10 protein-coding genes are annotated in these 12,053 nt (G+C 53.2%); 9 read left to right on the top strand and 1 reads right to left on the bottom strand.

Annotation, left to right across the window (positions count from 1 at the left end; genetic code table 11):
* Window positions 1–20 precede the first annotated feature (20 nt).
* The 5 genes from SELR_RS10225 (at window position 21) to SELR_RS10205 (ending at window position 6,574) form a co-directional block, all read left to right on the top strand.
* Window positions 21–1,643 (top strand): ABC-F family ATP-binding cassette domain-containing protein, encoded by a 1,623-nt coding sequence (locus tag SELR_RS10225; protein ID WP_014425155.1) that lies wholly within the window; start codon window positions 21–23, stop codon window positions 1,641–1,643.
* Between the two features lie 47 nt (window positions 1,644–1,690).
* Window positions 1,691–3,292, top strand: coding sequence for an ABC1 kinase family protein (locus SELR_RS10220; protein ID WP_014425154.1), 1,602 nt, complete (start codon window positions 1,691–1,693; stop codon window positions 3,290–3,292).
* A gap of 32 nt (window positions 3,293–3,324) precedes the next feature.
* Window positions 3,325–3,687: a chorismate mutase gene (gene aroH / locus SELR_RS10215; protein ID WP_014425153.1), complete on the top strand. Its 363-nt coding sequence runs from the start codon at window positions 3,325–3,327 to the stop codon at window positions 3,685–3,687.
* Window positions 3,688–3,846: 159 nt separating this feature from the next.
* Window positions 3,847–5,850, top strand: a complete 2,004-nt coding sequence (tkt, locus tag SELR_RS10210; RefSeq protein ID WP_014425152.1) for a transketolase — start codon at window positions 3,847–3,849, stop codon at window positions 5,848–5,850.
* A 157-nt stretch (window positions 5,851–6,007) separates the two neighbouring features.
* Window positions 6,008–6,574 (top strand): hypothetical protein, encoded by a 567-nt coding sequence (locus SELR_RS10205; protein WP_014425151.1) that lies wholly within the window; start codon window positions 6,008–6,010, stop codon window positions 6,572–6,574.
* 48 nt (window positions 6,575–6,622) lie between these two features.
* Here SELR_RS10205 and SELR_RS10200 read toward each other — a convergent pair whose 3' ends face one another.
* Complete coding sequence (locus tag SELR_RS10200; protein ID WP_014425150.1) at window positions 6,623–7,465, bottom strand: transglycosylase domain-containing protein; 843 nt, start codon at window positions 7,463–7,465, stop codon at window positions 6,623–6,625.
* A 185-nt stretch (window positions 7,466–7,650) separates the two neighbouring features.
* On the opposite strand from SELR_RS10200, the gene argC reads away from it, so the two are divergent.
* The 4 genes from argC to SELR_RS10180 are packed head-to-tail and all read left to right on the top strand — an operon-like array spanning window position 7,651 to window position 12,044.
* The gene (gene argC, locus SELR_RS10195; RefSeq protein WP_014425149.1) at window positions 7,651–8,685 is read left to right on the top strand and encodes an N-acetyl-gamma-glutamyl-phosphate reductase; all 1,035 of its coding nucleotides are present in this window, start codon (window positions 7,651–7,653) and stop codon (window positions 8,683–8,685) included.
* A 37-nt stretch (window positions 8,686–8,722) separates the two neighbouring features.
* On the top strand, window positions 8,723–9,934 hold the full coding sequence (argJ, locus tag SELR_RS10190) for a bifunctional glutamate N-acetyltransferase/amino-acid acetyltransferase ArgJ (protein WP_014425148.1): 1,212 nt from the start codon (window positions 8,723–8,725) through the stop codon (window positions 9,932–9,934).
* A 12-nt stretch (window positions 9,935–9,946) separates the two neighbouring features.
* The gene (gene argB / locus SELR_RS10185; protein ID WP_014425147.1) at window positions 9,947–10,831 is read left to right on the top strand and encodes an acetylglutamate kinase; all 885 of its coding nucleotides are present in this window, start codon (window positions 9,947–9,949) and stop codon (window positions 10,829–10,831) included.
* Window positions 10,832–10,841: 10 nt separating this feature from the next.
* Window positions 10,842–12,044 (top strand): acetylornithine transaminase, encoded by a 1,203-nt coding sequence (locus SELR_RS10180; RefSeq protein WP_014425146.1) that lies wholly within the window; start codon window positions 10,842–10,844, stop codon window positions 12,042–12,044.
* Window positions 12,045–12,053 lie beyond the last annotated feature (9 nt).

The raw sequence follows: 12,053 nt of genomic DNA, 5'->3' as shown, positions 1-12,053 counted from the left end.
GAGAGGATAATTAATAGTCTATGATTACTACTAATAATGTGAGTTTACAGTTTGGTAAGCGCGTTCTGTATAAGGATGTAAATCTGAAATTTACGCCGGGGAACTGTTATGGTATCATCGGTGCCAATGGTGCCGGTAAATCCACCTTTCTGAAGCTTTTGTCCGGAGAGATCGAGCCGACCGGCGGCAATATCGAGATCACGCCGGGTGAGCGTCTGGCTGTGCTGCAGCAGGACCATTACGCTTATGATGATTACGAGGTGCTGCGCACGGTTATCATGGGGCATAAGCGTCTGGTGGAAATCATGGACGAGAAGGATGCTCTCTATGCTAAGCCGGATTTCTCCGAGGAAGATGGCATGAAGGCTTCGGAACTGGAAGCGGAATTTGCCGAACTCAACGGCTGGGATGCGGAGTCGGAAGCTGCCCGCCTGCTGAATGGTCTGGGTATTCCCGAAGACGAACATACCATGAAGATGGCTGATCTCACGGCCAAGGAAAAGGTTCGCGTCCTGCTGGCACAGGCACTGTTCGGCAATCCGGACATCCTGCTCCTGGACGAGCCTACCAACCACCTCGATGTGGAGTCAATCAACTGGCTGGAAGACTTCCTGGCCAATTTTGAGAATACGGTTATCGTCGTATCCCATGACCGTCACTTCCTGAATCAGGTCTGCACCTATATCTGCGATGTGGACTTCGGTGCCATTCAGCTCTATGCCGGCAACTATGATTTCTGGTATCAGTCCAGCCAGCTGGCCCTGCAGCTGCAGAAGGAGCAGAACAAGAAGGCCGAGGAAAAGATCAAGGAACTGCAGAATTTCATCGCCCGTTTTGCCGCTAATGCCGCCAAATCCAAGCAGGCTACGAGCCGTAAGAAACTCCTCGATAAGATCAAGGTGGAGGACATCAAGCCCTCTTCCCGCCGTTATCCCTATATTGCCTTCACGCCGGACCGCGAAGCTGGCGACCAGCTGCTGCAGGTGGATGGCATTTCCAAGACTGTGGATGGCGAACAGGTGTTGAAGAATGTCAGCTTCACGCTGAAGCGCGGTGACAAGGTGGCCTTTGTCGGCCCCAACAGCATCGGCAAGACCATGCTGTTCAAGATCCTCATGGGTGAGGAAGAGGCGGATGAAGGTACCTTCAAATGGGGCGTAACTACTACCCAGAGCTACCTGCCGGCAGATAATTCCGCTTACTTCGATGGCGTATCCCTGTCCCTGGTGGATTGGCTGCGCCAGTATTCCAAGGACCCGGATGAAACCTTCGTGCGCGGTTTCTTGGGCCGCATGCTGTTCTCCGGCGAGGAAAGCCTCAAGAAGGCCTCCGTGCTCTCCGGTGGCGAGCGCGTGCGCTGCATGCTGTCCAAGATGATGCTCTCCGGCGCTAACGTCCTGCTGATGGACGAGCCCACCAACCATCTGGATCTGGAATCCATCACGGCCCTCAACAACGGCCTGATTTCCTTCGGCGGCACGGCTCTGTTCGTATCTCATGACCATGAGTTCGTCCAGACCATTGCCAACCGCATCATCGATATCACGCCGGACGGTGTAGTGGACCGCGTGACCACCTATGATGACTTCCTGGCCAATGAGACGGTCAAACAGCAATTAGCAGAGAAATACGGCAAGAAATAAATCAAGGGATAAACTCTGAAGCGAACCAGGATAAAGGAGCCAGTGCTATGCTGGGAAAGTTCTTTAATACGAAAACTGAAGATGCCGGCACCACGGAACGTTTGAAGGAAATGGTGGCGGTACTGCGCAAGCGGGAAGTCGTCAAGGGCATGACACCGGAGAAATTGCGGCAGATCCTTGAGGATCTGGGGCCTACCTTTGTGAAACTGGGGCAGGTTTTGAGCATGCGGCCGGATTTTTTGCCGCCGGAATACTGCGATGAACTCATGAAGCTGCAGACTGAAGCCAAGCCCATGCCTTTTTCCACCGTGATTGAGGTTATCGAGCGGGAGTACAACCGTCGCTGGAATCAGGTGTTCTCCTACATCGATGAAGGGGCGATTGGCTCAGCCAGCATTGCTCAGGTACATAAAGCGGTGCTGACCACCGGGGAAAAAGTGGTGGTGAAGGTACAGCGGCCGGGCATCTATGAGATCATGAGCAAGGATATCGTGCTGCTGAAGCGGGCGGCCACGCTGCTGAAGGTGGTGAGCCGCTCCCAGGATGTCATTGATTTCAATATGGTACTCGACGAAATGTGGACCATTGCCAAGCAGGAAATGGATTTTCTCATGGAGGCGGATCATATTGAGGAATTTGCCCATCTCAATCAGGATGTGGATTATGTCACCTGTCCGAAGGTCTATCGCAACCTGTCCATGCAGCATATACTGGTGATGGAATACGTGGATGGCATCTGTATTGATGATTTTGCCAAGCTGAAGGAGCGGGGCTATGATATCAATACGTTGGGGCGTCGCCTGGGTGAGAATTATGTGCGGCAGATCATTGAGGATGGTTTCTTCCATGCAGATCCCCATCCCGGCAATATCTGGATTCGCAACGGCCGCATCGTCTGGCTGGATCTGGGCATGATGGGACGCCTTTCCGGACGGGATCGGGCAGCTATCCGCAAGGCGGTTTATTCCTTGGCGCATCACGATACCTTCGAAATGAAGGCGGCGGTGCTTTCCCTGGGGATTGTCAGGGGAAAGATCAACCATACGGCCCTTTATCAGGATATCGATGCCATGCTGGCCCAGTATAGCAGTTTGGACTTCAGTGAATTGCAGATGGGGGTGCTGACCCGGCAGATCATGAATCTGATGCGGGTGCACCATATTGTCTGTCCCCAGGGGCTGTCCATGTTTGCCCGGGGGGTGCTGACGGTTGAGGGGGTTATGCGTCTTTGCTGCCCCAAGGTCAGCTTCGTGGAGATTTTTGCCCGGAGTCTGGCGGTGGATTATAAGCGGAACTTTGACTGGAAGGACGAAATCGAAAAAGCCAAGCAAGAGGGCATGATGCTTTTGAAGAAGTCAGCCCAGCTGCCTGAGCAGATTTCAGACATCCTCAAGATGACCATGAGCGGTCAGACCAAGGTGAATCTGGATGTGACGGGTTCGGAGGAACCCCTGCGTCATTTGGATCGTATGATCAACAAGGTGATACTGGCCCTGCTGGTGGCAGCCCTGCTTTTGGGCTCCAGCACCATTTGTACCACCCAGATGACACCGAAGATCATGGAGATACCTTTATTGGGCTTTTTGGGTTATCTGATTGCCTTTATCCTCAGTTTGCGGATTATCTGGGAGATTCATCGGGAACCATAATAGGCGGTGCCTGAACATAGGAGGAATGATTTATGAGAGGAATTCGTGGAGCAATTGTCGTAGGGGAAAACAAGAAAGAGGAAATCTGGCAGGCAGCCAAGATGCTGCTGTCCCAGATTCTGCGCCGCAACAAAGTCAAGCCTGAGGACATCGGGGCCTGCATCTTTGGCTGCACCGATGATTTGACCGCTGGCTTCCCGTCCACAGGGGCACGGCAGATGGAGGGCTTTGACAAGGTGCCATTGTTCGACAACCGGGTACCGGATGTGGAAGGTGCTATGGAGCGTTGCATCCGGGTGCTGTTGCTGGTGAATACGGATCTCAAACAGGCGGACATCCAGCATGTTTATATGGGGAAAGCGCAGGAATTACGTCCGGATTTGCGAAACTTTTGAGCTTCATTTTGAGAAAACGTAATTATATATAATCGTTTCTTAAAACATCATAAAAAAAATTAATGGAAAATGCGCAAAGGGACTGTACATTTTCCATTATTTTTTGTAGAATGATGTTTGTGAATAAACAATCTTGTAACAGGTAAGGAGAGAGACACATTGAGTAACATCGATACTACTTGTGTAAATGCTATCCGCGTTCTGGCAGCTGATGCTGTGCAGAAGGCAAATTCCGGCCATCCGGGCCTGCCCCTGGGCAGTGCACCTATGGCTTATGAGCTGTGGGCTAACCATATGAACCACAATCCGAAGAACCCCCAGTGGGCTAACCGTGACCGTTTCATCCTGTCCGGTGGACATGGTTCTACGCTGCTCTATTCCTTGCTCCATTACTTTGGCTATGGCCTGACCATGGACGATATGAAGAACTTCCGTCAGGATGGTTCCTTGACGCCTGGTCATCCGGAATACGGCCATACGGTTGGTGTTGAAGCCACCACGGGCCCGCTGGGCGCCGGCATGGGCATGGCTGTGGGCATGGCTATGGCTGAAGCACATCTGGCTGCTGAATTCAATCAGCCGGGCTATGATGTGGTTGACCATTACACCTTCGCTCTGGGCGGCGACGGCTGCATGATGGAAGGCATTTCCTCCGAGGCTTTCTCTCTGGCTGGCACCCTCGGTCTCTCCAAACTCATTATCCTTTACGATTCCAACAATATCTCCATCGAAGGCAGCACGGATATCGCCTTCACGGAAAATGTGGAAAAACGCATGCAGGCTTTCGGCTTCCAGACGCTGACGGTGGAAGACGGCAATGACCTTGAGGCCATCGGCAAGGCTATCGAAGCTGCCAAGGCTGATAAGGAACATCCGTCCTTCATCACGGTGAAGACGCAGATTGGCTATGGCTGCCCGGCTAAGCAGGGCAAGGCCAGCGCTCATGGCGAACCCCTGGGTGTAGAAAATGTCAAGGCCCTCAAGGAAACTCTTGGCTGGCCGGAACCGGACAAGAGCTTCAACATTCCGCAGAATGTCTATGACCACTATCAGGAACTGGCTGCTAAGGGGGCTCAGGCAGAAGAAGCCTGGAATAAGCTCTTTGCTGACTACTGCGCGAAGTTCCCGGAACTCAAGGCTAAATGGGATAAGTTCCATGCACCGGTTGATGCTCAGGCTCTGCTGGACAATGAAGAATTCTGGTTCTATGAAGACAAGGCACAGGCTACCCGTGCTGTTTCCGGCACCATGATCAACCGCCTCAAGGATCTCCTGCCGAACCTCTTCGGCGGCAGTGCTGACCTGGCTCCGTCCAACAAGACGGACATGAAGGATGCCGGCGATTTCTCCAAGGACAACTATGCTGGCCGCAACCTGCACTTCGGCGTGCGCGAACTGGCTATGGCAGCTATTGCCAACGGCATCACCCTGCATGGTGGCCTGCGCAATTATGTGGCTACTTTCTTCGTGTTCAGCGACTACATCAAGCCCATGGTTCGTCTGGCTGCACTGATGGGCCTGCCCGTGACCTATGTCCTGACCCATGACAGCATCGGTGTTGGCGAAGATGGCCCGACCCATGAGCCAATCGAACAGCTGGCTATGCTGCGCTCCACGCCGAATGTCAACGTCTTCCGCCCGGCTGACGCTACGGAAACGGCCGCTGGCTGGTATCTGGCTGTGACCAGCGAAAAGACGCCGACGGCGCTGGTGCTGACTCGTCAGAACCTGCCGCAGCTGGCGGGTTCCTCCAAGGAAGCTCTCAAGGGTGCTTATGTGGTATCCGAAGCGAAAGATGCTGCTAATATGGACGGTATCATCATCGCTACGGGTTCTGAAGTTTCCCTGGCAGTGGAAGCCCAGGCAAAACTGGCTGGCGAAGGCGTGGACGTTCGCGTCGTTTCCATGCCCTGCATGGATCTCTTCGAGCAGCAGAGTGCTGAATACAAAGCCAGCATCCTGCCGAAGAACGTCCGCGCCCGCGTAGCCGTGGAAGCTCTCGGTGATTTCGGCTGGGGCAAATACGTTGGCCTCGATGGCGCAACGGTTTCCATGAAGGGCTTCGGCGCTTCTGCACCGGCTGGCGTTCTCTTCGAGAAATTCGGCTTCACGGTTGACCATGTGGCTGAAGTAGTGCGCAAGGTCGTAGCTGACAACAAATAAGTATCAGACATATCGATACCGGGCTCTTGTTGGAGTCCGGTATCATTTTTTTGTCCGGCTTTGCTGGTTAAAGACTAGCAGAATTATCCGAAATAGTGTACAATATTAGATGTGCGATTTTATCGCGAAATTTTATATGTGTGGAGGGAAACAATCCATGAAAAAAATTGTTCAGATGTTGCTCACTCTTTGCATGGTTGTGCTGAGTGCTCAGGTTGCTTTTGCTAATGCCGACAAGGTGACGGTACAGGAAGGTGCGGATATCACTGCCGTAAAACGCATTGCAGTGGCAGCTCCGCTTTATATGCAGAGGGATGACAAGGCACCCAACAAGGATATGCTGACGCAGATTGTGTCGGATGCCAGCCGCGTGTCCCGCAGCTATGTGATTTCTTATGATGCCGTAGCTGAAGGCATCAAGACGGCCACCAACGTGGATATCAAGTCCTTGGACCGCCGTCAGGCAGCCAAGATCTACAAGGAAAACGTAGCCAATTATGCCGATGCTTATGTGGTGCTGACGGTAGCAAACAACAGCCGTACCACCTTCTTCTTTGATGTGTTCAAATCCGGTACCAATGAACTCCTCTACACTTATGAGATTCGTGCCAACAAGAGCGAAGGCGATTCTGTGAATACCTTCAACAACCTCTGCGAACAGTTCTACAAACATTTAGACCGCAGCACTGAGGAACAGGTTAAAGCCGGCAATAAAAAGAAATAAAATAAAGGAGACAGGCTCCAGAAATTGGGGCTTAGTCTCCTTTTTCTTTTATTCGCTTGGATTGGCCAGATAGATCGGCTTTATCTTGGCGGATTCAGCGGTGGATTTATCGATATAGCCATTGCGTACCATGGCGTCGATCACGACAAACTGGCGTTTCTTGGCCAGCATGAAATCCACATAGGGAGAGTAGAGGGAAGGAGCGTTAGGCGTTCCGGCCAGCATAGCCGCTTCGGGGAGCTTCAGCTCCTGAGGTTTTTTATCGAAATAGCCTTTGGACGCCGGGCCGATGCCGTAGAAATTGGAACCGTAGTAAATGGTGTTCAGATACATTTCCAGGATTTCGCTCTTGCTGTAGTTGGCCTCCATATCCAATGACAGCAGCAGTTCCTCGGCCTTGCGGCCAAAGGATTGCTCATGGGAAAGGAAGAGGTTCTTGACCAGCTGCTGGGTAATGGTGCTGGCGCCTTCTGTGACTTCTCCATATTGGAGATTGACAAGCGTAGCTCGCATAATGCCCTGCACATCAAAACCATAGTGGCTGTAGAAGCGGCTATCCTCCACGGCAATGATGGCGTTCTGCATATCTTCGGGGATATCCCGCAGCTTGACATAGTTTGACTTGTCAATCCGGGCATCCACTGCCCGCTTGAGGAATACCATGCGGCTGAGCCGGTCCATGGTGGAGATTTCCTTAGGTGCATCGGTTTGCTGGTTGGCAGGCAGTACGGCTTCAAGCCGGGGCAGGAAGTCGCCCACATGCTGCCAGGTGCGCGGCGCAAAGAGGGCAAAACCGCCCGCCAGGAAAAAGGTCAGAAAGAAGACCAATACTAAAAGGAAGATAAAGCGGAAAAATTTTCGATAAATTCGTCGTTTTTTATGTTTTTTCATAAGTATACTCCTTGAAAAATTCTAATCACATTATAGCATGAATTTTTATAAATAGGGGTTGCAATTTTATGCAACATAGATGTATAATTATAAACATAGTTTACAGGGTACAGTTGACTGGTCGAAAATGACGGAAACTGAATCCGTATTGACAGGTCAAATTGATGCCAGAGGAGGATTTCTCTATGAAGGTCAGCGTTATCGGAGCTACCGGTTATGCCGGAGCCGAATTGTTGCGGTTGCTTTATCAGCATCCGCAGGCGGAAGTGGTGCATATCACTTCGGAAAGTCATACCGGCGAGAAGATTGCCAGCCTTTATCCACATCTGCGTGGTCTCTACGATATGGAACTGGAGTCCATGAAGGATATCGAACGGATTGGCAAGGACAGTGATTTCGTCTTCATCGGTTTGCCTCATGGTCATGCCATGGAAGTCGGCCGGGCATTGGCGGGGATGCCGGTGCGCATCATCGACCTGGGTGCGGATTATCGCTTCAGTGATACGGAAGTTTATGAGGCCTGGTACCATGTTCCCCATACCCACACGGATGCGGAGCGTGTTTACGGTTTGGCAGAGCTCTATCGGGAGCAGATCAAGACGGCCAAGATCATCGGCAACGCCGGCTGCTTCACCACCGCCAGCATCTTGGCTCTGGCCCCGCTGGCCAAGCAGCATCTGATCGATGTGAACACCATCATCGTGGATGCTAAATCCGGTGTGTCGGGAGCAGGCCGCGGCGCTAAGCAGGCCAACCACTTCCCGGAACTCTACGATAACTTCCGGGCTTACAACGTGGCCAAGCACCGACATACGCCGGAGATTGAGCAGGCATTGACGGAACTTTCCGGGGAAAAGGTTCTCCTGAACTTCACGCCTCATCTGGTGCCCATGTCCCGAGGGATTCTCTCCACCTGCTATGCGAGCCTCAAGGAAGGCGTGACCGCAGATCTGGTCAGCGCCGCCTTCGAGAAGCTCTACGGCAAGGAATACTTTATCCGCCTGTTGGGCGCCGGGGCTTATCCCTCCACCAAGGAAGTCCGAGGCTCCAACTTCTGCGATATCGCCTGGCATGTGGATGAGCGCACGGGACGGGTAATCGTTCTTTCCGCCATCGACAACCTCGTGAAGGGGGCGGCAGGACAGGCGGTGCAGAACTTCAACATCGCCTGCGGTTTCGAGGAACGCATGGGGTTGGATTTTGTACCCCTTTATCCCTGATTGAAATAAGAGACAAAAACTTTTGGGAGGAATATTCATGTTTAGTGATGCACATAAAAAAGCGGGTGTTACCTATCCGCAGGGATTTCAGGCTGCTGGTGTCAAAGCCGGTATCAAGAAGAGCGGCAATCTCGATGTAGCCGTTATCTATACGGAGCAGGAAGCGGCAGTGGCCGGTACCTTTACCCAGAATGCGGTGGCTTCGGCCCCGGTTCGGGCTTCCAAGAAGGTTGTGGCCACGGGCATGGCCCATGCCATCACTGCCAACGCGGGCTGCGCCAATGCCTGCACCGGCGAGCAGGGCGAAAAGGACGCCGCTGCCATGCAGGATATCACGGCTACGGCTCTGGGCTGCAAGGCTGATGATGTAGTGGTTGCTTCCACTGGCGTTATCGGTGTGAACCTGCCCATGGACAAGATGGAAGCAGGCATCAAACAGGCCGTGAAGGAGCTCTCCACCGAGGGCAGTGAGAACGCCGGCAAGGCCATCATCACTACGGATACTTATTCCAAGGCCTGCGCTACGGAAATCACTCTCGGCGGCAAGGAAGTGCGCTTCGGTGCTATTGCCAAGGGTTCTGGCATGATTCAGCCCAACATGGCGACGATGCTCTGCTTTATCACCACGGACGCGGCTATCGACAGCAAGCTCCTGCAGCAGGCCCTGTCGGAAATCGTGGAGGTTTCCTTCAACATGATTTCCATTGACGGCGATATGAGCACTAACGATATGGTTATCGTGATGGCTAACGGTGCCGCTGGCAATGCCAAGATCACCGAGGAAAATGAAGACTATGAACTCTTCAAGGCCACCCTCAAGAATATCTGCCAGGAGCTGTCCAAGAAGATTGCAGCCGATGGCGAGGGCGCTACCAAGTTCCTGACCATTTCCGTAACCGGGGCCAAGAGCTTTGCCGATGCCAAGACCATTGGCATGAGCGTAGCCAAGAGCCCGCTGGTGAAGACCGCCTTCTTCGGTGAGGATCCCAACTGGGGGCGAGTTATCTGTGCCGTGGGGTATGCCGGCGTGCCCATGGATCCTAATAAGACCGTGGTGAAATTCGGTGGCATTCCCGTTTATGCCAACGGTGTTGGCGCCAAATATGACGAAGCGGAACTCCGCAAGGTCATGGAAGCTCATGATATCGTAATCGGCATTGATATGGGCGATGGCGATGCGAAAGCCGACATCTGGAGCTGCGACTTCTCCTATGAATACGTGAAGATCAACGGCGAATACCACACCTAAGGGGGCAGGGCGATGTTTACAGCAGAAGACAAAGCCGCCATCTTAGTGGAGGCCCTGCCCTATATCCAGCAGTTCTACGGCAAGACCATCGTCATCAAATACGGCGGCAACGCCATGATCAACGATGACCTCAAGGAAAAGGTCATGCAGGATATTGCCCTGATGAAATACGTGGGCATCCGCCCGGTAATCGTCCATGGCGGCGGCCCGGACATCACGGGCTTCCTCAAGAAGGTGGGCAAGGAGTCGGACTTCGTGGCGGGCCTGCGGGTTACCGATGCGGAAACCATCGAGATTGCGGAAATGGTGCTGGACGGCAAGGTGAACTCCGAAATCGTCAATCTCCTGAACCGCCGGGGCGTGCGGGCTGTGGGCCTCAGCGGTAAAGATGCAGGCCTCATCAAGGCCAAAAAGAAGCTGGCCACGGTCTACGAAGGAGAGGACACCAAAACGGTGGATATCGGCTATGTAGGCGAAGTGGAAAAGGTGGACACGGGGATTCTCGAAGACCTGCTGGAGCAGGGCTATGTGCCCGTTATCGCGCCCATTGGTGTCGGGGATAACGGCGAGAGCTACAACATCAACGCTGACTATGTGGCGGCGGAGATTGCCGGGGCTTTGCAGGCAGAAAAGCTCCTGCTTCTGACGGATATCGAAGGTATCTACAAGGACTTCAATGACAAGTCAAGTTTCATCTCCACGCTGCATCTGCCGGATGCCCGCCAGTATATCAAAGAAGGCATTATCGCCGGCGGCATGATTCCGAAAGTGGAAGCCTGCCTGACTTCCTTGGAGCAGGGCACGGGCAAGACCCATATCATCGATGGGCGCCTGCCGCACTCCATCATCTTGGAAATCTTTACCTCCCGGGGCATTGGCACCCAGGTGGTACGTTAAGGAGAAATCTATGCAGGAACAGGAAATTTTTGCGGAGGATCAGCAAAGCTATCTGCCGGTCTTCAACCGCTATAAGATAGTCCTTGACCATGGCGACGGTGCCTATGTCTGGGATATTAACGGCAAGAAGTATCTGGACTTCTTGGGGGGCATTGCGGTAAATGTATTGGGGCATAACAATAAGGCTCTGGTGCAGGCCGTAGCCGAGCAGGCTGGGAAACTCATCCACTGCTCCAACCTCTACTACACCCAGCCCCAGGCTGATGCCGCGGCCAAGCTCGTGAAGCTCAGCGGTCTGGACAAGGCCTTCTTCGGCAATTCCGGTGCGGAAGCCAATGAAGGAGCCATCAAGATTGCCCGCAAGTATGGTTACAGCATCAACCCGGAAAAGACGGAAATCATCTCCGCCTGGGAAAGCTTCCACGGTCGTACCATTGCCACGCTGACGGCTACGGGCCAGCCCCATTATCATGAGGGCTTAGGGCCGTTGCCCGCTGGTTTCAGTTATGTGCATTACAATGATATTGCCGAGCTGGAAGCAAAGATCAGCGACAAGACGGCGGCTGTGATGCTGGAAACCATTCAGGGGGAAGGCGGCGTCCATACACCGGATGCAGATTACCTCAAGCAGGTCAGAGCCCTTTGTGACAAGCATGGCGCTCTGCTGATTCTCGATGAGATTCAGGCCGGCATCGGCCGCAGCGGCAAGTTCTTCGCCTATGAGAACTACGGCATCAAGCCGGATATCGTGACCTTGGCCAAGGGTCTGGCCGGCGGCGTGCCCATTGGAGCCTTTATCGTCACCGACAAGGTGGCAGCGGCCTTCAAGCCCGGCGACCATGGCACGACCTTCGGGGGCAATCCCCTGGCTTGTGCCGCAGCCAATGTGGTGCTGGATACGGTGCCGCAGGAAGATTTCCTCAAAAATATCCAGGCCGTAGGCAAATATTTTAAGGATAAATTGCAGGAATTAGCTGCTAAATATCCAAAATTTATAGTAGATGTGCGTGGTGAAGGGCTGATTCTCGGAGCAGAGCTGGTCAGTGCAGACCATGGCCGGGATATCGTTAATGATTGCCTGGCTCAGGGCCTCATCATCAATTGCACGGCCGGGAAAGTTTTGCGCTTTATCCCGCCACTAATCATCACTACCGCACAGATTGACGAAGCGTTTGCCGTAATGGATGAAGTAATCGGCAAATACGCGGACTAAGGGGGCTTT

This window comes from Selenomonas ruminantium subsp. lactilytica TAM6421, from assembly GCF_000284095.1.
GTDB lineage: Bacteria > Bacillota > Negativicutes > Selenomonadales > Selenomonadaceae > Selenomonas_A > Selenomonas_A lactilytica.
Note: the sequence above shows the minus strand (reverse complement) of the source record. Positions and strands in the feature narration are given on the sequence as shown.